This window comes from Micromonospora sp. NPDC051227, assembly GCF_044455385.1.
Classification (GTDB): domain Bacteria; phylum Actinomycetota; class Actinomycetes; order Mycobacteriales; family Micromonosporaceae; genus Micromonospora.
Window position 1 is genome coordinate 111653 of sequence record NZ_JBITET010000013.1, and the last position, 20096, is coordinate 131748.

Consider the following 20096-nt stretch of genomic DNA (forward strand, 5'->3'; position numbering starts at 1 on the left):
TCCGTTCCGATGGAGAGCTGAGTCATGGCACGCCGTAAGGAAAACAAGGTCGACCTCTCCTCGTTCGACCAGGCCGGCGCGCGGGTCTTCGACAACCCGCTGGTCACCGAGGTCTCCGACTCCTACCTGGAGTACGCGTTCTCGGTCATCCACTCCCGCGCCCTGCCCGACGCGCGCGACGGCCTCAAGCCCGTGCACCGGCGCATCCTCTGGTCGATGTACGAGCAGGGCTACCGCCCCGACCGTGGGCACGTGAAGTCCGCCCGAATTGTCGGGGATACGATGGGAAAGTACCATCCCCACGGGGACACGGCGATCTACGACGCCATGGTCCGCCTCGCGCAGGACTTCTCCCTCAACGTCCCGCTCATCGACGGGCACGGCAACTTCGGCAGCCCCGACGACGGCCCGGCCGCGTCGCGTTACACCGAAGCGCGGATGTCCCGCGAGGCCATGCTGCTCGTCGGTGAGCTGGGCGAGGACACCGTCGACGTCGAGCCCAACTACGACGGGTCGCTGACCCAGCCGACAGTGCTGCCGGCGGCCTTCCCCAACCTGCTGGTCAACGGCGCGTCCGGGATCGCGGTCGGGATGGCCACCAACATGATCCCGCACAACCTGGCGGAGGTCGTCTCCGCGGCCCGCTGGCTGATCAACCACCCTGACGCCACTCTGGACAAACTCATGGAGTTCGTCCCCGGCCCCGACCTGCCCACCGGTGGGGTGCTGCTCGGCCTGGACGAGGTGCGCCGGGCGTACGAGACCGGGCGTGGCGTGGTGCGGATGCGCGGCAAGGTGGAGATCGGCCCGATCGAGGGCAGCCGGGGCCGTCAGGCGATCACCGTGGTCGAGCTGCCCTACGGCGTCGGCGCGGAAAAGGTCATCGCCGCGATCACCAACGAGGTCACCAAGACCAAGCGGCTGACCGGCATCGCCGACGTCAAGGACCTCACCGACCGGGAGAGCGGCACCCGGCTCGTCGTCGAGTGCAAGGTCGGGGTCAACCCGCAGGCGCTGCTCGCCGACCTCTACCGGCTGACCCCCCTGGAGCAGTCGTTCGGCGTCAACAACCTGGTCCTGGTCGACGGGCAGCCGCGCACGCTGGGCCTCAAGGCGCTGCTGGAGGTCTTCCTGGCCCACCGGTACGAGGTGGTCACCCGGCGTACCTCGTACCGTCGGCGCAAGCGTCAGGAGCGGCTGCACCTGGTCGACGGTCTGCTGATCGCGCTGCTGGACATCGACGAGGTGGTCCGGCTGATCCGGGGCAGCGACGACGCGCAGGCCGCGAAGGACGGGCTGATGAGCCGGTTCGGCCTCTCCGACATCCAGGCCACGTACATCCTGGACACGCCGTTGCGCCGGTTGACGAAGTTCGACCGGATCGAGCTGGAGGCCGAGCAGGAGCGGCTGCGCTCCGAGATCGCCGAGCTGAGCAAGATCCTCGACGACGAGCGGGTGCTCAAGAAGGTGGTCTCCGACGAGTTGGCGGCCGTGGTCAAGCAGTTCGCCACCGATCGTCGTACGACGCTTGTCGACGGTGACCTGAAGGAGGTGCTGGCCGCGTCCGCACCGGCCGGCCCGCTGGAGGTCGCCGACGACCCGTGCCAGGTGATCCTCTCCGCGACCGGGCTGGTCGCGCGGACCGCGGCCGAGTCGGAGGAGAGCTCCGAGGGGCGCCGACGCAACGGCCGGGTCAAGCACGACACGGTACGCGCCATCGCGCACTCCACCGCCCGTGGTCGGGTGCTGCTGTTGACCAGCGCCGGTCGGGCGTTCAAGGTCGACGTCCTGCCGCTGCCGGTGCTGCCCGAGCAGGCGGGCACTGTGTCACTGCGTGGCGGTATGTCCGCGGCCGAGCTGGTGCCGTTGGCGGCGGGGGAGACCGTCGTCGGCCTGGCCCCGCTGGGCGGGCAGGCGGAGGGCTCACCGGGGCTGGCGTTGGGCACCCGGCAGGGCGCGGTGAAGATCTGCTCGCCGGAGTGGCCGGTTCGCTCCGACGAGTTCGAGGTGATCGGTCTGCGCGACGGTGACGAGGTGGTCGGGGCGACCTGGCTGACCGACGGCACCGAGACGCTGACCTTCGTCACCTCGGAGGCGTCGCTGTTGCGCTTCCCCGCCGGGTTGGTCCGGCCGCAGGGCCTCAAGGGCGGCGGTATGGCCGGCATCAACCTGCCGGCCGGGGCGCGGGTCGCGTTCTTCGGCGCGGTGCGCACCGACGACCCGGGGCACGGTGAGCCGATGGTGGTCACCTCCACCGGCGCGACTGTCAAGGTGACGCCGTTCAAGGCGTACCCGGCGAAGGGCCGGGCGACCGGCGGCGTGCGTGCGCACCGCTTCCTCAAGGGTGAGACGGACGTGGCCGTTGCCTGGGTGGGCCCGCGACCGGTCGGCGCGACAGCCACCGGCGACCCGGTGGAGCTGCCCGCGGCGGACCCACGCCGCGACGGCAGCGGCTTCGCGGTGATGCTCGGCCCGACGGTGGTAGGCCACCTGATCGAACGCGACTGACCCACCCGCGTTGTCGCACCGCCCCCCGGGCCGGTCCGGCACCTGCGGCCCGAAGATCGTGCTCGATCCTGGATTGAGCACGATCATGCGGGGTGGGGTCTCCGCCAGCACGGTATGGTGGTGCCCTCTGTTGTCGGTGAGGGTCCGGGTGCACCGCGAAGCGCCCCTCAACATGATTTCTATCCTGTCCGGCGGAGTCGCCGGCGCGGCGTGAGCGCCGCCATCCGGGTCCGGCCGAGGCGTGAGCTACGCGCCGCCCGCCGTCCCCGGCCCCACCGCTGTTGGGGTCACCTGATCGCCGCGCCACTCTGGCCGCTGCACGGCGCCAACCTGGGCACCCTGTTGCGTACGTGCGACGCGGTCGGCGCCTGCCTCGCCGTGCCACCGTTCCGTTGGGTGGACGAGGCCCTGGCCCGGGGCAACACGCTGCGCCGGCCGGGCTGCGTTCACCGGGTCGGCAGTCCGCTGCGTTGGCTGGCCGCCGAACGGGCCGCCGGCAGCCGGGTCCTCGGGGTGGAACTGGCCGACGAGGCCGTCCGGCTCGGTGATCTGCCCGCCGCTCGGGGGCGCACCGTGGTGCTGTTGGGCCACGAGGCGACCGGCATCCCGCCCGAGGCGCTCGACCAGCTGGACGCGGCGGTGGAGATTCCCATGGTCGGCCACGGCCACAGCCTGAACGTCGCGGTAGCCGGCTCCCTGGTCCTCTACAAACTGGCCGGCCTCCTCTAGTACGGCGCCCGGTCGCCGCTGGATCAATGGCGATCGGGCCGGAGAACCGCACGGTAGGTCCGGACAACCGGTCCCGTCGCGTCCGGGCCTACCGTGCGAGTCGCTGGTCACCGCGCGGGCGTCGGGCCACTCCCGATGACGCTCAGTTGGTCAGACCGCCGGGTTGGGCGAGGTCAGCAGGTGCGGGAGTTGTAGGCGGCCCAGTAGGGGCCGCTGCCCTGGGGCGGGTAGAAGCGGTAGTTCCCGTCGGGCGAACGCTGTAGGACGAACTGGTGCGAGCCGTACGGGCTCCGGGAACCCGTCGCCCCGTGGTACACCACGTACAGCCATCCGTTCTGGTTGTCGTGCTGCACCAGCTTGTCGCCGGCCTTCGTCCAGCTGTTCCGGCCTGCGGAGCCATCCGCTGAGAGGCCCTTGTCGCGCTGGAAGTTCTTCGTCGCGGCATCGGTCTGGTCGCCGAAGACGCCGTCGACTCCGGACGAGGGCAGGTAGCCATTCGCCCAGAGAATGGTCTGCCAGAGACAGGCGACGTTCGAGTTGCGGTGGGTGGTGACGTTGGTGACGCCTTCGTCATCGAAGTCGTCAGACACCGCGCCGGTGCCATGGACGAACGCCCGGCCCGTGTAGGAGCCGCTGGCTGCGGCCGGCGTGGCGATGGTGACGCTGACGCCGATGGCCAATGCCGCGCCGATGGCGGGCACGGCAACTCCCTTGAGGATGCGGCGGGTGGAGCGGAGCGACGACATGTATCTCCTTTGGTCGGGAATCATGAGGGGCAACGGTGCTGGGGCGTCGCGCCAGCCGGCGGTGTCATGCCCGGCACGACGAGGCGAGTTGGCCTCGCGCCAGTGTGGACAAACGGTCGTGCGGTCAGGCCTTGCGATTGGTGTTCCTGGATGGCGCGGTGAGGACGGTAGAACCGTCCTCACCGCCCCCGGGCCCCCCTTGGAGAAGGTACGGTGGGGCCGGTACAACCTCCGCACAACTCACGCACAGCTCATGTACTCGCCCGCTTGTCCGGGTGTGGTACGCGTGGCGGCACACGGCAGCGTCCACATGTGAGGTGCCTGGTTGCGTTTCGAACTCCTTGGTCCGTTCCGGGTGTACCGCGACGGCCGGTCGGTTCCACTCGGCTCGGTGAAACAGCGTCTCCTGCTGGCGACCCTGCTGCTGCGCCCGAATGAGGTCGTCGGCACCAACGAGTTGGCCGCGATGCTGTGGGGCGACGAGGAACCGGCGTCGGCCGCCGCGAATCTGCGCACGTATGTGCGCGGGCTGCGGCGGTCGCTGGGCGGTGGGGCGACCTGGGATGGGATAACCGCAGCGGCCGGCGGCTACCTGCTGCGGGTGGGCCCAGGCGAACGTGACGTGGACCTGTTCGACGCCGCGGCGGCGCGGGGCCGCGACGCGCTCGCCGTTTCCGATCTGGACCGGGCCGAGGCCGAACTCTCCGCCGCCTTGCGCCTGTGGCGTGGTGCGCCGCTGTCCGACCTGCCGCTGCGCTCGACGCTGGCTCGGCGGGTGGCGCAGTTGGAGGAGCGCCGGCTGCTCGTCGAGGAGGACTACGCCGAGGCGGTGCTGGCCCTCGGCGCGTCGGCCGACGTCGTGCACCGGTTGCGCGGCCTGCTCGACCGGCATCCGTTGCGGCAGCGGGCGTGGGGCCAGCTGATGGTGGGCCTGTACCGCATCGGGGACGTGGCTGGCGCACTGGATGCTTTCCGGCAGGCCCGACAGACGCTGGCGGAGGAGACTGGCCTCGATCCCGCGCCCGAGCTCGTCACGCTGTACGACGATATCCTGCATCACCGCCCGGGCCTGACGGCGCAACCGCCAACGGGGCCGGATCGGCCGGCGCCGGAGACGACAGTGGGGCCGCTCATCCAGCGCCCCGAGCAACTGCCGCGTGCGGTGCCGGAGTTCGTCGGACGCACCGTCGAGCTGGCGGGCCTCGACGGGCTTCTGCACGACGGGGCTGAGGGGCCGACGAGCGGGGCCATCTTTGTGGTGTCCGGCATGGCCGGAGTCGGCAAGACGGCCCTGGCGATGCACTGGGCGCACCGGGTTGCCGACCGCTTCCCGGACGGCCAGCTCTACGTGAACCTTCGCGGTTACGACGGAGCTGGCGTGGTGTCCCCGCCCGACGCCCTGTCCGGCTTCCTCGAAGCGCTCGGCGTGCCCCACGCCCGGATACCCTCTGACATGGAGGCCCGGACTGGTCTCTACCGCAGCCTGCTGGCCTCCCGCCGGATGCTCCTGGTGCTCGACAACGCTCGCGACTCCGCCCAGGTGCGCGCCCTGCTGCCCGGTGCGGGCCGCTGCATGGCCGTGGTCACCAGTCGTGATTGGCTCGGCGGCCTGATCGCCGCCGAGTGTGCCACGCCGTTGACACTGGACGTGCTCACGGCGGAGGAGTCGAGGAGTCTGCTCGCCGGGCGACTCGGGGTCAGCCGGCTCGCCTCCGAGTCGGTGGCGGTGGCCGACATCATCGAGGCCGCAGGCCGCCTTCCGCTGGCACTGTCGATAGTGGCAGCGCGTGTAGCGACCCATCCCACGTTCCCGCTCAGCGCGATCGCCGCCGAACTGCACTCGGCCGAGGCGAGGCTGGACGCGTTGGCCGACGGCGACGTCCGGCGCGTCTTCTCGTGGTCGTTCCTGGCCCTGGGGGTGGACGCGGCCCGGCTGTTCACCCTGCTGGGGCTGCATCCGGGGCCGGACCTGACCACCGCCGCGGCCTCGGCGCTCGCCGGTGTGTCGGCTGCGGCCGTTACGCCGATCCTGCGGGAACTGACCCGGCTCCATCTGCTGGCGGAGCACGCGCCCGGCCGGTTCGCCTTCCACGATCTTCTGCGCGCCTATGCGGCCGAGCTCGCACAGTCGTCGGAGCGCGGCGACGAACACGCCGCAGCCCGACAGCGCCTGTACGACCACTACCTGCACGCCGCCTATCCGGCCGCCCGGCTACTCCAGCCGCAGTGGCCCCCGATCGAGCCGATGCCGCCGCTGCCCGTACCCGCCAGGTGGTCGGTGACCGATCACGACGGCGCGCTCGCCTGGTTCACGGCGGAGCATCGAGTGCTGGTCCGGGTGGTCCGACAGGCCGCCGAGAACGGCTTCGAGACGTATGCCTGGCAGATCGCGTGGGCGCTGACCACCTTTGTGGCGCCGCGCGGCCTCTGGCAGGACCAACTCGCCATCCAAGAGGTCGCGCTGGGCGCTGCGGAAAAGATCGACGATCTCGCCGGTCAGGCCGTCGCCAACCGGCTGGTCTCCCGCGCGCTGACCCGACTGGGCGACCGCACCACTGCCGAGTACCGGCTCAAGCGTGCGCTTGAGCTGCACGAACGTCTCGGCGACCCGATCGGCCAGGCCCAGACGCTGCACAACTACTGCGAACTCTGCTACCTGGACGGCCGGCTCGACGAGGCGCTCGCGCACGGTCGCGAGGCGCTGCGGCTCTACCGGCTGGTCGGCAATCACGCGGGCGAAGCCCGGACGCTCAACGCGATCGGTTGGCTGCTCGCCAGCACCGGCGACTATGTCCAGGCCATCGCCAGCTGCACCGAGGCCCTCGACCAGCAACGACGGACCGACGACCGCAACGGTCAGGCCGCGACGCTGGACAGCCTCGGCTTCGCCTACGACCGCCTCGGTGAACGCGACCGCGCGGCCAACTGCTACGAGCAGGCGGTCAAACTCTTTCGCGACTCCGCGGACCGGTATCACGAGGCGGAGACCCTCATCCGGCTCGGGGACACCCGGGAAGGGATGGGTGACCGCAACGCTGCCGCTGCCGCTTGGCGACTGGCCGCGCGGATCTACGAGGACGTGGGCGACCCCGCAGCCGAGGAGGTCCGCCGCCGCCTCGAACGTCTGTCGTCGTCCTAGTGCGGGGCCACAGTCAGGCGACGTTGTGGGGGCGGAACTGGACGCTCACCCGGGGGCCCACGGGCCGGGTGGTCTTGGGGATGGCGTGTTCCCAGGTGCGTTGGCAGGAGCCGCCCATCACGATCAGGTCGCCGTGGCCCACCGGAAAGCGCAGGCTCTCGCCGCCGCCGCGTGGGCGCAGCAGCAGCGGTCGGGGTGCTCCGAACGACACGATCGCGACGATCGTGTCGCTGTGCGCCGAGCGGCCGATGGTGTCACCGTGCCAGGCGACGCTGTCGCGCCCGGACCGGTAGAGGCACATGCCGGCGGTGACGAAGGGCTCGCCCAACTCGGGCGCGTAGTGCCCGGTGAGTGCGGCCCGCGCGGCGGTGAGCACGGGGTGGGGGAGTGGCCTCGCGCCGTCGTACCAGCAGAGCAGGCGGGGCACGTCGACCTCGGCGTCATACATGGTGCGCCGTTCGGCACGCCAGGGCACCTCGGTGAGCAGGGTGTCGAGGACAGTGTCGGAGCCGCGCACCCAGCCCGGAAGGTGGTCGACCCAGGCACCCCGGCTGAGCTGGTGCCGGCGGATCTGGCCGGGCAGCGGCCCCAGCGTTGGCCCGGCGTCGGCCAGGTCGAGCATCGACGGCTGGTAGGCGGCCTGCGTCATGCGGCCACCCTAGCAGCACTTTCGTACACCCGTGCTAGCGGCGAACGGTGCCGGCCCGCTGCGGTCAGCCGGGGACGGCGGCGGCGCGTACGGCGTCGAACACCGCGTCCACCACCCGCGCCCGGCCCTGCCCATCGACGGTGGACCAGGCGCGCGCGGCGAGCGTCGCGCGCCGCTGCGGCGAGCTGAGCAACCCGTGCAGGGTCCGTGCCGCCGTCGCGCGGGCAGCTCGTCCGGCGACGCCACCGGCGGTCAGCTCCGGCAGCTCGCCGAGGCCGGCGGCCAGGCCGTGCCGCACCACCCGGGTGTACGACTCACGTTGGTTGTCGACCACGCAGACCAGTGCGCTGGGTGCGCCGAGGCAGCAGAGTTCCCAGGTGGACGTGCCGGCGGCGCTGACCACCAGGTCCGCTTCGGTGATCAGTGCCGGCAGCGAGGTGGTGGGCGGTACCGGTCGGATGGTCTGCCCCCGGCCGGGGGCGACATCGTCGACCTCCGCCTCGATCTCGGGTCGCCCGACGATGACAGTGAGGTCCATCGGGTGACCGGTGGCCACCAGCGCCCGGGTCAGGACCGGTGCCGCGCCGACCGCGTCGGTGCCACCGAAGAAGGCCAGCACCCGGGGGCGGCTGACCGCCGTGGCGGGCGGGACGACCGGCGGCCGGGCGCTGATCACGGTGTCGCGCAGCAGGGCGTACCGGCTCCCGGCGAGCAGCCGGCCGGGCAGCTCCGCCCCGGAACCCAGCCCTGGCAGCTCCGCCCCGAAGTTCTGATCGAGGTAGAGGTCCGCGACCTGGCCTCGGCTGTCGCCGTCGATGATGGCGAGGGTGTGGACGCCGGCGGCGCGCAGGGCGCCGGCCCCGGCCGGGTCCAGTTCGTAGGAGTCGAGGACCAGCACGTCCAGGTCGTGTCGGCGGGCCACCTCGACCAGTTCGGCCGCCGAGTCCGGGCCGGGGAGCAGCGGGATGCCCCGCGCGGCCAGCTCCGCGGTTGCCCAGTCGAGCCGTTCGACGGTGCCGAACACTGTGACGTCGGCGCCCCGGGCGAGGAACTCCTCGGCGAGCGCCAGGCAGCGGACGAGGTGGCCGACGCCGCGCCGTGGCCCCGCGTCGCAGCGCAACCCGACCCTCAGGGTGCTCAGGATTCCTCCAGGTGCTTCTGTCGTACGTCGGCGTTGAGCGCGCGCAGCCGGGGTTGACCGTCGAGCCAGTCGGTGAGCTTGGCCAGCGGCACGCTGACGTCACCGAAGTGGTCGACGATCGCGCTGACCAGCGCCCAGTCCTGCTCGGTGTCGAGGGTCAGCCGCAGCGCGGAGCGGTCCGGGGTGAGCGTCACCCCGAGCACCCGGAACAGCTCGGGATGGGTGTACGCGTACGAGGTGACGTGCACCCGGTGGTGGTCGGTGGCGAGCCGGCCCAGGGTGCGCAGCGTCCCCGCTCGGATGATCTCGACGTCCAGCCCTCGGGGCAGGGTCCGGGCGATCGACGTGCTGGCGTAGTCCAGCCCGGGGACCGCCCGGTACACCGAGGCGACCACTGTGATGAGCTCCGGGTCGAGCAGGGGGCAGTCGGCGGTGAACCGCATGACGGCGTCCCCCGGGTGCGCCGCGAGGGCGCCCAGGAACCGGTCCAGCACGTCGTCGACCGGCCCGCGGTGGCACGACACGTCGAGCCGTGCGCACTCGGCCGCCACCGCGTCGTCGACCGCGTCGGTGCTGGTGGCGACCACCAGGTCGGCCAGGACGCCGCTGTCCCGGGCGGCGCGTACGACCCGGCCCAGCACGGAGCGTCCGGCGAGCGGGCGGAGCACCTTGCCGGGCAGCCGGGACGAACCCATCCGCGCCTGCACGATGCCGACGATCCGTGGCCCCGCGTCGTCCGTGGAGACCCCGGGCACCGGTGCGCCGGTCACTGTTGCTCCTCCTGTTTGGGGGCCAGCACCGCGGTGGCCCGACGTTTGGCGGCGCGGGCACCCCGTTTGGCCAGGCGGGCCGGGGTGATGGCGAGCCGGCCCACCCGGTAGCTGAGCGACCCGCTGAGCAGGCCGATCGTCGTCTCGGCCCGGCGCAGCGCCCGTTCCCGCGAGGTGAGCAGCTCCTCGGTCCACGCGGTCAGCGCGGTCAACCGGGTGAGTTCCTCGCGCTGGCGCAGCCACGCCTCGCGTAGCTGCTGGTAGCTGTGCCCGCCCACCGGCGGGTCGGTCGGCGCGACGGCGCGCAGCTCGGTGGCGAGGTTGACAGTGCCGTCGGCGTCCAGCCCGTGCAGCGCGGCGGCGATGGCCGCCTCGGCCTCGACCGCCTCGCTGATGGTCGCGCGGTCGAGGTCGTGACCGGCGAGTCCGCCGAGCACCACTGTCAGGCCCGCGACGTCGAGAGTGGACGACCACGGGTGGGCGTACCCGCCGGTGAGCAGGCCCGCGGCGAAGCGCCACAGCCCGCGGGCGAGGACCACGTCGCCGTGCAGCGCGGCGGTGGCCCGCCAGCTGGGGTCGAGCACCGCGTACCGCTCGCCGTCGACCACCACGTTGTCGGTGCCGGCCAGCGCCGCCGCGCCGGCGATCCGGCTGTCGGTGTCGGCCTGGTCGGCGAGCCAGCCCGCGTACCCGCGCAGCAGCGCGCGCAGGGTGGCCAGGTCGCGACGCAGGGCCGCGTCGAGCAGCAGGGTACGCAGCAGCCGGCCGGACGGCACCGGTCCGGACAGCGCGTCCGCGTCCCGGTACGCGGCCTCGCGGCTGGCGAACGGCGCGACGGCCGGCGTCGTCGCCTCGGTGGTCGGGATGGGCCCCCAGCGCCAACCGGAGGGGCCGCCCAGCACCTCCAGCACGCCGATCCCGGGGCGACCGGTCTGCACGAGAGCCACCGGCAGGTCCCGGTCGACGGTCGGCGTGGTCGGGTCCGTTTGGCTGGCAGGCCGGTGGGCGAGCGTCAGCCAGCCCGGTGCGAGGTCGGCGGCGCGTCCGGCGTGCAGCGCGTCCACGGCGAGCCGGGCCGGGTCCTGTAGCACTGTGGCGTTGGTGAAACCCCCGGCGCAGGCGCCGTGCAGCACCGCGTCGAACAGGCCGGAGCCGGCGCCCCGGTCGAGGTGGTCGGCGTCCAGCAGCGCCGTCGGGGTGCTGACGTCGGGGTACGCGGCCCAGCACGCGGCCGGCCGCAGCCCCACGGCGCCGAGCCGCTCGCGCAGTTGGTCCCGGTTGGCCGGGTGGGCGCGGTCCAGCACCCCGCCGATCACCCAGGCGGAGTCGTCGCGGCGGGCGTACCAGGGGGTGGTGTCGACCAGTCGGTGCAGGCCCAGCGGGTTGTCCAGGCGCAGCAGCAATGCGCCACCCGGTCGCAGCGCGGCGACGAGTCGCACCAGCACAGCGTCCCAGCCGAGCCGGGTGCCCTCCACCGACTCCACCGGGTCCAGCCCGGCAGCGGCGATCACCACGTCGTACGTGTCGTCGCCGGGCAGCCCCGCCGGGCCACCCACCACCACGCGGGCGGCCCGGTGCGCCAGCGCCACCGCGTCCGGGTGGCTGCGCAGCAGGCAGGTGACCTCGGCGTGGGTGAGCTGGTCGAGCAGCGCCGGGTCGTGTGGACCGGCTACCAGGACCCGGGCGCCGGGCGGCACCAACCGGGCGGCCAGCGCGGCGAGCGGGCCCCCGTTGGCCAGCCGTTCCTGCGGCAGGTCCGACCAGGCCAGCATCTCGCCGCCCGGCAGGGTGATCCGGTCGGCGGGTGCCGTCTCAGTCGTCACGGTCTTCCTCTTCCTCCTGGAGGTTCGCCCAACCGAGCAGCTCGCGTAACTCGGCCGGTGTGCAGCGGTGGTCGGTGCCCAGCTCGGCGCGGGCGATCTCGACAGCGGTGGGCAGGTCCACAGTGGTGCCGTGCAGCTGCGGCCACTGCCGTCGGATCCGAGCGGTGCCGCCGAAGGTGGGGTCCTCGTTGGAAAGGATCATCGGGTCGCCGTAGACCGCCGGCTCGCACCCCGCCGCGATGCCGTAGAAGATCGCGCTGGTCAGCCGGTTGGACGCTACCCGGCGGTGACGGCGCAGCTCGGTGAGCTGTCGGTCGAGGAACTCCGGATCGGTGTCCTTCCACCAGTGCCCCCGGTAGCCGTGGCAGATCACCCGGAACCCGGCGCGCTCGTAGAGCCGGCGCACGTTGCGCATCCGGTACTCGTGCCAGTAGAGGCAGACCGTGACCGGGCCACGCTCGGTGTCCTGGATGAGGGCGATCAGTTTGCGGTGGTCGCCCTTGACGTGTTGACCCTCCCAGCCGTGGAACGGGTACCAGATGGTGCCCTCCCGCTCCTCGGCCGGTGGTTCCTCGGGTCGCATGGCCAACAGGTAGCTGAACGGCGCGCCGATGACGACCACGTTGCGTCGCCCCACGGACCAGGCCCGGCGGCGGGTCTGCTCCGACCAGAGCAGGCTGGGGGTGCGTTCGGCGTACGGGTGGCCGGGAGCCAGGCCGTCACCGATGTTCCAGCCGTGCTGCACGTACCCGTTGATCCGGGGTGGGTGCCGGTCGCCGAGGCCGGCGTACCGGGCCAGCACGTGCGCGTGGCCGTAGAAGTGGTTGGCGTGGTGCATCAGGTTCCCATCAGGCGGCGGAACGCACCGAGCCGACCCGCACCGCGGCGGTCAGCGCGTCGATGACGCGGTCCTGGTCGGCGTCGCTGAGCCCCGGGTACAGCGGCAGCGACAGCTGCTGGGAGTAGAACGACTCGGCCACCGGGCAGGACCCGCGCCGGTAACCCAGGTCGGCGAAGGCCGGGTGCCAGTGCACCGGGATGTAGTTGACCTGGACGCCGATGCCGGCGGCGCGCATCCGGTCGTACACCTCGCGGCGACGCCCGTCGAGCACCCGGATCGGGTAGAGGTGCCAGGCCGGGTCGGCCCACGACTTGCGGCCCGGCAGCAGCACGCCGTCGAGGTCGGCCAGCGCCTCGTCGTAGCGGGCGACCAGGGCGCTGCGGCGGGCGGTGAACTCGCCGAGCCGACGCAGTTGGCTGCGGCCCAGGGCGCAGAGCACGTCCGGCAGCCGGTAGTTCAGCCCGAACTCGTGCACCTCCTGGTGCCAGCCGCCCTCATCCGGGAAACGCAGGTCGTCGCGTTCGCGGACCACGCCGACGCTGCGGAACCGGCGGGCCCGCTTCAGGATCTCCGGGTCCAGCGCCGCGACGGCGCCGCCCTCGGCGGTGGTCAGGTTCTTCGTGGGGAAGAACGAGAACGTGGTCAGGTCGGCGAGCGAACCGACCGGCCGACCGTGGTACGTCCCGCCGATCGAGTGCGCCGCGTCGGCGAGCAGCAGTGCGTTGCTGCCCTCGACCGACCTGCGCAGCGCGTCGTAGTCGGCGGGGTGGCCGGCGTAGTCGACAGCGGCGACGACAGTCGTCCGCGAGGTGACAGCGGCGGCGGCCGCCGCCGGGTCGAGGCAGAACGTCTCGTCGTCGACATCGGCGAACACGATCTTCGCGCCGAGGGCGACCGCGCTGCTGGCTGTCGCCACGAACGTCATCGGCGGGACGACCACCTCGTCGCCCGGCCCCACCCCGGCCGCCGCGTACGCCACGTGCAGCGCCGCGGTGCCGTTGGAGACGGCGGCGACACCGACTCCGCCGGTCCACCGGGCGAGGTCGGCCTCGAAGGCGTCGACCTGCGGACCGGTGGTGAGCCAGTCGCCGCGCAGCACGTCGGCGACGGCTGTGATGTCGTCCTCGCTGATCGACTGCCGGCCGTACGGGAGCATCCCCGTCATCAGTTGATGCCGAGCATGTCGCGCAGTTGCTCGACGGTGAGCCACTCGTCGTTGGTGTCCGACTGGTAGGCGAAGCCGTCCGGGACCGGGTCGCAGTCGACCGGCGCCTGGTAGCCCCAGGTGGCGATGGTCGGCTGGACGATGAACCGACCGTCGGCGCGAAGCGTCCGCCGGCTGTCGTCGGGCGCGATCATCTCCTCGTGCAGCTTCTCGCCCGGCCGGATCCCGATCTCGTGCGTGGTGGCGTCCGGGGCCACGGCCTCGACCAGGTCGAGGATGCGCATGCTCGGGATACGCGGCACGAACAGCTCGCCACCCTGCATCTGGTCGAACGAGTCCATGACGAACTGCACTGCCTGATTCAGGGTGATCCAGAAGCGGGTCATCCGCTTGTCGGTGATCGGCAGGCTCTTGCCCTCGGCGGCCAGCCGGCGAAACAGCGGGACCACCGAGCCGCGGCTGCCCACCACGTTGCCGTAGCGCACCACCGCGAACCGGGTGGGGTGCTGGGCGGCGTAGTGGTTGGCCGAGACGAACAGCTTGTCGCCGACCAGCTTCGTCGCGCCGTACAGGTTGATCGGGCTGGACGCCTTGTCGGTGGAGAGCGCGATGACCTTCCTGACGCCGGCCTCGATCGCCGCGTCGACGACGTGCTGCGAGCCGGTGATGTTGGTGGCGATGTACTCCGAGGGGTTGTACTCCGCGGTGTCCACCTGCTTCAGCGCGGCGGCGTGCACCACGTGGTCGACGCCGTGCATGGCCCGGGTGAGGCGGTGCCGGTCCCGGATGTCGCCGATGAACCAGCGCAGCCGCGGGTCGTCGCCAAGTTGTTGGCGCAGTTCGTACTGCTTGAGCTCGTCGCGGGAGAACACCACCACGCGGGCGGGGTCGGCCTCGTTGAGGATGTGCCGGAGGAACGTCCTGCCGAAGGAACCAGTTCCCCCGGTGATCAGAATGGACGATCCATTCAACTCACTCAATGTGGTGCTCCCGTGTTCGTGGATGAACGAGCGGCCCTGGGCCGGCCGACCGGGGTGACACGCTAGCCATGGCGGGTTAACTCCTCGGCGCTCGCGGGTGAACCACAACCTCTGCTCCCGTGAATGCCGAACACCGGGTAGGCGAACACTTCCGACCGCCCCGGATGTGGGCTGACCTGGCCGGATCGGGCCGTTACAGTGACCGCGCGAACGACCCGGGGGCCGGCACGCAGCCGGGTCCCACGTTCACCCGACATCCACACCGGCTCGGTGCGAGCGGGCCACCCCGGGCGTCACCGACGTCGGCCGGTGGGCCCGTCGGATCAGCGCGGGCCCGGTCCGGCCGGCAAATCTGGAGGCGTTCATGGCACCCGGTAGCGACGTGATCGAACGGCCGGTGGTGGTGGCCGAGACGCCGAGCGGCCAGCCCGCCCGACGTTGGCTGGTGCCACTGCTGCTGGTCGTCGGTTGGGTGCTCAGCGTGGCCTGGCGCATGTGGTGGTCCCGGCACATCGTGCTGCCGATCGCCCACACCGACGAGGACAGCTACCTGAACACCGCCCGCGCGTTGGCCGGCGGCCCGGGGGGCTTCAGCAGCGAGAACGACCTGCTGCGCCGGGTCGGCTACCCGATGCTGATCTCGCCGGCGTTCCTCGGGGACCGGGACTTCACCGACAGCTACCGGATGGTCCAGCTGATCAACGCGATGGTGAACTCGACGCTGCTGCCGCTGGCGTACCTGTTCGGTCGCCGCCTGTTCCGGCTGCGCCGCTCGTACGCGCTGCTCGGCGCGGTCGCGGCGGCGACCCTGCCGGCCACCGCCTTCTACGCGGGCGTCGCCATGATCGACGCGGTGATGGCGCCGCTCGTGGTCGCCTGGCTGCTCGCCGTGCACCGCTGGATCACCCGGCCCGGCCCGCTCGCGGCCGCCACCGTGGGCCTGCTCGTCGGCGGGTTCCACCTGCTGCACTCCCGCGGCCTGGTGATCGTGGCCGTGCACGCCGGGCTGGTGCTGCTGCTGTTCGTCCGCCGCCGGATCAGCCCGCCCGTGGTGCTCGCGGCGCTGCTGCCGGTGCTCGCCATGGCGCTGGTCAACGAGGCCGCCATCCGCTACCTCGGCGGCAAGGTCTACCTGCTCGGCAGCACCCCTGGCGGCAGCACGTTCGAGGCGATCGCCTCCGCCCAGGGCGTGGCCCGGGTGAGCGCCGCGGTCACCACCCAGCTCTGGTACCTCGTGGTGATCACGTTCGGAATGGCCGGGGTGGCCTGGGCCGGCGCGGTGCGCGAGCTGTGGCGTCCACGGCACGGCGACGCGGCCCGCTGGACGATGGGCGTGGCGCTGGTGGTGACCGTCGGGGTGGCCGGCGGCGCGTCGGTGATCCTGTCCGGCATCACCGGCAAGCCGCTGGACGCGATCTACGGCCGGTACGTGCAGATGCTGGCGCCGTTGTGGCTGCTGGTTGGGCTTGGGGTGCTGTTCACCGCCGGCTGGCGGGTGGTGCTGCGCCGGGCAGCGGTCGCGGTGGCGCTGCTGGTCGGTGGCGGTGCGCTGATCGCGGCCCGACTCGCGTACGTGGCCAGCCAGGGCCACCAGCTGCGCTACGGCGGGTTCAGCGCGCCGGACCTGGTGGCGTTGACCGGGGGCTGGCGGGAGCTGCGACCGGTGGTCGGGTCGCTGGTCGGCATCGCCGGCTGTGTGCTGCTCGTCGCCGCGGCCCGGGTGCCCCGCCTGCGGCTGCCGATCCTCGGCGCCCTCGTGGCGGTCAACCTCGTCACGATGCAGGTGATCGACCAACGGATCGTGCGACCTGCCGCGGAGAGCACCGCCCCGACGCCCCGGGTGGCCGACGTCGGCGTACGCCCCGGCGAGCGGGTGTGGGCCTCGACCGGCGTGCACTACGTCCTCCGGTTCAACCTCAGCCACCAGGTGACCTGGACCGACGTCCGGTGGTTCGGCGACAGGCAGCCGCCGGCCGCGGCGCAGGTCGTGTTCGCCCGCTGGGCACCGGGGCAGGTCGACGACTGGGACGGCACGGCGTACGGCTTCGTCCGACTCGGCGGGAACCCGGAACAGCACTGGGCGGCCTGGCGGCGGGCCTGACCCACCCCGCCCCGGTGGACGACGCCATCCGTGAACGGCGGATGTCCACCGGAAGCACGGTCGGTTAATGGTTCCCGTCCATTACGGGAAAGTGTCCGACAATCAGCGCTGGCGACGGTCTGCCCGGGCCAGGGAAATCGGGATGACGGTGATTTCCCGACCGTCGGACAGCTCCTGTCGCGGGGTGCCCTCGACGAATCGGAAACGCCGATTCATCTGTCGTACGACGGTATTGTGGCCGAGCACCTCGCCGTCGAGTCGGTCCAGGTGCAGCCCGTCGAAGGCGTACTCGACGGCCTCCCGCATGACACCCAGCCAGGCCGGCAGTGTCTCGCCCCGCCCGTCCAGCCCGTCGGCGTCGAGATAGAAGCCCCACGCGCCGGTTCGGGGGCCGTCCAACCGCAGGTCGAAGAAGGTGACCACACCGCAGGCCCGGTCGTCGCGGACGTACACCAGCACTCGCCGGGACGGGTCGTCGCGGACCGCCGACCACCACCGGGCGTGCTCCTCGGCGGTGATCTCGTGACTGGTCTTGCTGACCTGTCGATTGGTTTCCTGATTACGCCAGGACAACATCAGATGAACGTCGTCCGTCGTCGCTTCGCGCAGCACGTGCGTCTCGCTTTCCTAGCCGTTCACGTCGGGTTCCGGCACCTTACCCGGGCCTACCGGGGAATCAGATATGAATTCCTTGGGTTGTAGACTGCGGCGCATGAACGAATTGAGTCGCGCGCAGATCCGCGACCTCATGGCTCAGGTGCTGAAGAATCAGGACAAGGAGCTGCCTGCGGACGACGCGGCGCAGTTGCGGGAGATCGGCTTCCGGTCGCTCGACTTCTCCGAGCTGGCCCTGCGGGTGGAGGACGAGACGGGGGAGGAGCTCAACTTCGACGCCCCCGGGCTGCGTCGCATCGCCACCGTCGGGGACGTCCTCGACTTCCTCGTCGAGCTTCAACAACAGTGACCGTCGCGACGTCGCGCCACCTCACCCCCGCCAGCCCGGAGCCGGCCGGTGTCGACAACCGGCTCGTCGTCGGTGGCACCGCGCTGACGTGGCGTTCGCTACCGACGCCCACAGTGCCCGACCCGGCGGCGGTGCTCGCCCGCTCGGCCGTGCACGCGCTCACCGCGGCGCGGCAGCACGCCGTGCACGGCACCGAGCTGCTGCTCACCACCGCGAGTCGGGTCGACGCGGTGATGCGCACCGAGCTGCTGGCCGCCGGGTTCACCGTCGGCGTCCTCGACGACGACGGCGTGCACCCGAGCGCAGCGGCCCGGCCGCGATCCGCCGAGCCGGGCCGGCTCTGGCTGCTGACCTCGGGCTCCACCGGACGTCCGAAGCGGGTCGGGCACACCCTCGACACGCTGACCACAGTGCGGGCCGACCAACCCGACCGCACCTGGCTCTGCCCGTACGCCCCCGGCACGTACGCCTGGTGGCAGGTCGTCACCCTGTCGCTGACCCAGCCCGGCCAGCACCTGGTGGTGGTCGAGCCCGACGAGTTGGACGACTGGCCCACGGTCGCGGCCACCCACGGGGTGGACGCGGCCTCCGGCACCCCGACCTTCTGGCGGCGCACCCTCTACCGCGACGCCGAGGCGCTGGCCCGGGTGCCGCTGCGCCAGATCACCCTCGGCGGGGAACCGGTGGACCAGGCGATCCTGGACCAGCTGCGGGAAGTCTTCCCGACGGCCCGGATCTCCTGGATCTACGCGTCCTCCGAGGTGGGGGCGTCCATTGTGGTGCACGACGGGCGGGCCGGGTTTCCGGTCGACTGGCTGGACCGGGAGACCCCGGGCCGGCCGACGCTCTCCGTCCGCGACGACGAGCTGGTGGTCACCTCTCCGTACCACGGGGCCGGTCTCGCCGGCCCGATCCGCACCGGCGACCGGGTGCAGGTGCTCGACGGCCGAGTGCTGATCACCGGCCGACTGGACTCCGACGAGATCAACGTCGGTGGCAGCAAGGTCTCCGCCGGCGTGGTCCGCGGCGTGCTGGCCGGGCATCCGGCGGTGGCCTGGGCCCGGGTGACCGGCCGCCGCGCCCCGGTGCTCGGGCGGATGGTGGTCGCCGAGGTGGTCCTCGCCCCGGCCGGCCCGGCCTCCGTTGACACCGGTGTGCCGGACGAGGCCGCGCTGGTCCGCTGGTGCGCCGACCGGCTCCCCGAGCACGCGGTGCCGCGCCGCATTCGCGTCCTGACCGACATTCCCGTCAAGGAGACCCTGAAGAGCGATGTCTGAGCCAGCCGACACCCAGCTCGTCCCGCCCAGCTCCGTGGTCCTCGTCTCCGGCGGTTCCCGTGGACTGGGCCTGGCCATCGTCACCGACCTGCTCGACGCGGGCGTACGCGTGGCCGCGTTCGCCCGCACCATCACCCCGGAGCTGGAGAAGCTCGCCGCCGTGCACCCCGACCGGGTGCACGTCGGCTCGGTGGACGTCACCGACCTGCGCGCCGCGCAGAGCTTCATCCGTGAGGTGGAGCAGCGCCTCGGCCCGATCGACGGCATCGTCAACAACGCCGCCATGGGGCAGGACTCCCTGCACGCGCACACCGCCACCGACGACATCGCCCGGATCATCGAGACCAACCTGACGGCCCCGCTTCAACTGACCCGGCTGGTGATCCGCAGGATGCTCGCCAAAGGGCTGCGCGGGCGGATCGTCAACATCACCTCGATCTGCGGGCAGCGCGGTTTCCCCGGCCTCGTCGCGTACTCGGCCACCAAGGGCGGCATGGACGCCGCCACCCGCTCGCTCGCCCGCGAACTGGGCGGCCGGATGCTGGTCAACTCGGTCGCGCCCGGGTTCTTCGCCTCGGAGATGTCCGCCGTGCTCGGTCCGACCCAGCTCGACCAGATCGTGCGCCGCACCCCGACCGGTCACCTGACCGAGCCGGTGGAGGTCACCCCTGTCGTGCGGATGCTGCTGCGGGAGCACACGAACATCAACGGCCAGGTCATCGTGGTGGACGGTGCCGCCGCCAGCTGACCTGCGGCCGGTTCCCCCGCCGGTGCGACCAGCACGGCACGGCGGGACGGCCGTGCCGCGTCCGGTGCCGGGGCTGCTCGTCGCCGCCGAGCAGCATCTGCGCATCGGGTCGCCGGCCGCGATGGCCGACGCGGTGACCCGCAGTCACCTCGACGATGGACGGTGCGTCGGCTGGTACGGCCCATCGGCGCCCGGCTGGCGGGTGGCCGTCGACGCGGAGCGCGCCGACGCCCCGGTGCCCCCGGCGCTGGCCCGCCGGTTCGGCACGGCGGACTTCTGGGCCCGCTGGACCCGGGCCGAATGCTGGTGCAAGTTGGCCGATGTATCGGTGGCGGCCTGGTGGCGGCGTCACGGTCTGGGTACGCCGGCCGACGGATCGGCGATCTGGCGGACCCTCAGGCTGGCCGACCTGGTGGTCACCGTCGGCTTCGCCCCGACCCTCCCGCCCCGCGATCTTGCACTTTCTGACGCCGAATCGCGGCTTACACGCCTTTCGTCGGGACAGTAGGTGCAAG

General features: G+C 72.1%; 17 protein-coding genes. 8 read left to right on the top strand and 9 right to left on the bottom strand.

The annotated features are described in order from the left end of the window. Positions 1–24: 24 nt before the first annotated feature. The gene (locus ACIA47_RS26605) at positions 25–2508 is read left to right on the top strand and encodes a DNA topoisomerase (ATP-hydrolyzing) subunit A (RefSeq protein WP_396711175.1); all 2484 of its coding nucleotides are present in this window, start codon (positions 25–27) and stop codon (positions 2506–2508) included. Positions 2509–2718: 210 nt separating this feature from the next. Further along, the gene (locus ACIA47_RS26610; RefSeq protein ID WP_396711176.1) at positions 2719–3237 is read left to right on the top strand and encodes a TrmH family RNA methyltransferase; all 519 of its coding nucleotides are present in this window, start codon (positions 2719–2721) and stop codon (positions 3235–3237) included. A 173-nt stretch (positions 3238–3410) separates the two neighbouring features. On the opposite strand, the gene ACIA47_RS26615 is transcribed toward ACIA47_RS26610, so the two are convergent. Next, positions 3411–3983 carry a peptidoglycan-binding protein gene (locus ACIA47_RS26615; protein WP_396711177.1) on the bottom strand — a complete coding sequence of 191 codons (573 nt, stop codon included), beginning with the start codon at positions 3981–3983 and terminating at the stop codon, positions 3411–3413. A 391-nt stretch (positions 3984–4374) separates the two neighbouring features. On the opposite strand from ACIA47_RS26615, the gene ACIA47_RS26620 reads away from it, so the two are divergent. Further along, positions 4375–7122 (top strand): BTAD domain-containing putative transcriptional regulator, encoded by a 2748-nt coding sequence (locus ACIA47_RS26620; RefSeq protein WP_396711178.1) that lies wholly within the window; start codon positions 4375–4377, stop codon positions 7120–7122. Between the two features lie 13 nt (positions 7123–7135). Here ACIA47_RS26620 and ACIA47_RS26625 read toward each other — a convergent pair whose 3' ends face one another. From ACIA47_RS26625 to pseB, 7 genes are all read right to left on the bottom strand, one after another. Next, positions 7136–7771 carry an alpha-ketoglutarate-dependent dioxygenase AlkB gene (locus tag ACIA47_RS26625; protein WP_396711179.1) on the bottom strand — a complete coding sequence of 212 codons (636 nt, stop codon included), beginning with the start codon at positions 7769–7771 and terminating at the stop codon, positions 7136–7138. Between the two features lie 64 nt (positions 7772–7835). Further along, on the bottom strand, positions 7836–8912 hold the full coding sequence (locus ACIA47_RS26630) for a PseG/SpsG family protein (RefSeq protein WP_396711222.1): 1077 nt from the start codon (positions 8910–8912) through the stop codon (positions 7836–7838). Beyond that, positions 8909–9682: a cytidylyltransferase domain-containing protein gene (locus ACIA47_RS26635; RefSeq protein WP_396711180.1), complete on the bottom strand. Its 774-nt coding sequence runs from the start codon at positions 9680–9682 to the stop codon at positions 8909–8911. Before ACIA47_RS26635 ends, ACIA47_RS26630 begins: the two co-directional genes overlap by 4 nt. Then, entirely contained in the window at positions 9679–11505 is a 1827-nt protein-coding gene (locus ACIA47_RS26640; RefSeq protein ID WP_396711181.1) for a class I SAM-dependent methyltransferase, read from the bottom strand. The genes ACIA47_RS26635 and ACIA47_RS26640 overlap by 4 nt, the downstream gene beginning before the upstream one ends. Then, a complete protein-coding gene (locus tag ACIA47_RS26645) occupies positions 11495–12343 on the bottom strand; it encodes a hypothetical protein (protein ID WP_203120393.1) in 849 nt (282 codons plus the stop codon). Before ACIA47_RS26645 ends, ACIA47_RS26640 begins: the two co-directional genes overlap by 11 nt. 10 nt (positions 12344–12353) lie before the next feature. Beyond that, positions 12354–13511 carry a DegT/DnrJ/EryC1/StrS family aminotransferase gene (locus tag ACIA47_RS26650; RefSeq protein ID WP_396711182.1) on the bottom strand — a complete coding sequence of 386 codons (1158 nt, stop codon included), beginning with the start codon at positions 13509–13511 and terminating at the stop codon, positions 12354–12356. Continuing rightward, a complete protein-coding gene (pseB, locus tag ACIA47_RS26655) occupies positions 13511–14491 on the bottom strand; it encodes a UDP-N-acetylglucosamine 4,6-dehydratase (inverting) (RefSeq protein WP_203120391.1) in 981 nt (326 codons plus the stop codon). The genes ACIA47_RS26650 and pseB overlap by 1 nt, the downstream gene beginning before the upstream one ends. Before the next feature lie 364 nt (positions 14492–14855). Between pseB and ACIA47_RS26660 the strand changes: the two genes are divergently transcribed. Then, complete coding sequence (locus tag ACIA47_RS26660) at positions 14856–16592, top strand: hypothetical protein (RefSeq protein WP_396711183.1); 1737 nt, start codon at positions 14856–14858, stop codon at positions 16590–16592. A 102-nt stretch (positions 16593–16694) separates the two neighbouring features. On the opposite strand, the gene ACIA47_RS26665 is transcribed toward ACIA47_RS26660, so the two are convergent. After that, positions 16695–17204, bottom strand: coding sequence for a GNAT family N-acetyltransferase (locus ACIA47_RS26665; RefSeq protein ID WP_396711184.1), 510 nt, complete (start codon positions 17202–17204; stop codon positions 16695–16697). 100 nt (positions 17205–17304) lie between these two features. On the opposite strand from ACIA47_RS26665, the gene ACIA47_RS26670 reads away from it, so the two are divergent. Genes ACIA47_RS26670 through ACIA47_RS26685 form a run of 4 tightly spaced genes read left to right on the top strand, consistent with a single transcriptional unit; the run spans position 17305 to position 20089 of the window. Then, a complete protein-coding gene (locus tag ACIA47_RS26670; RefSeq protein ID WP_109818347.1) occupies positions 17305–17556 on the top strand; it encodes an acyl carrier protein in 252 nt (83 codons plus the stop codon). Next, on the top strand, positions 17553–18833 hold the full coding sequence (locus tag ACIA47_RS26675; RefSeq protein WP_396711185.1) for an AMP-binding protein: 1281 nt from the start codon (positions 17553–17555) through the stop codon (positions 18831–18833). The genes ACIA47_RS26670 and ACIA47_RS26675 overlap by 4 nt, the downstream gene beginning before the upstream one ends. After that, positions 18826–19581, top strand: a complete 756-nt coding sequence (locus ACIA47_RS26680; RefSeq protein ID WP_203120389.1) for an SDR family NAD(P)-dependent oxidoreductase — start codon at positions 18826–18828, stop codon at positions 19579–19581. The genes ACIA47_RS26675 and ACIA47_RS26680 overlap by 8 nt, the downstream gene beginning before the upstream one ends. Before the next feature lie 52 nt (positions 19582–19633). Next, a complete protein-coding gene (locus tag ACIA47_RS26685) occupies positions 19634–20089 on the top strand; it encodes a hypothetical protein (protein ID WP_396711186.1) in 456 nt (151 codons plus the stop codon). Positions 20090–20096 lie beyond the last annotated feature (7 nt).

Bases quoted from the DNA above. Each gene is read 5' to 3' on its own strand.
- ACIA47_RS26605 (WP_396711175.1), top strand. From the start codon at position 25: ATGGCACGCCGTAAGGAAAACAAGGTCGACCTCTCCTCGTTCGACCAG.
- ACIA47_RS26615 (WP_396711177.1), bottom strand. From the start codon at position 3,983: ATGTCGTCGCTCCGCTCCACCCGCCGCATCCTCAAGGGAGTTGCCGTG.
- ACIA47_RS26625 (WP_396711179.1), bottom strand. From the start codon at position 7,771: ATGACGCAGGCCGCCTACCAGCCGTCGATGCTCGACCTGGCCGACGCC.
- ACIA47_RS26645 (WP_203120393.1), bottom strand. From the start codon at position 12,343: ATGCACCACGCCAACCACTTCTACGGCCACGCGCACGTGCTGGCCCGG.
- ACIA47_RS26650 (WP_396711182.1), bottom strand. From the start codon at position 13,511: ATGACGGGGATGCTCCCGTACGGCCGGCAGTCGATCAGCGAGGACGAC.
- ACIA47_RS26660 (WP_396711183.1), top strand. From the start codon at position 14,856: ATGGCACCCGGTAGCGACGTGATCGAACGGCCGGTGGTGGTGGCCGAG.
- ACIA47_RS26670 (WP_109818347.1), top strand. From the start codon at position 17,305: ATGAACGAATTGAGTCGCGCGCAGATCCGCGACCTCATGGCTCAGGTG.
- ACIA47_RS26680 (WP_203120389.1), top strand. From the start codon at position 18,826: ATGTCTGAGCCAGCCGACACCCAGCTCGTCCCGCCCAGCTCCGTGGTC.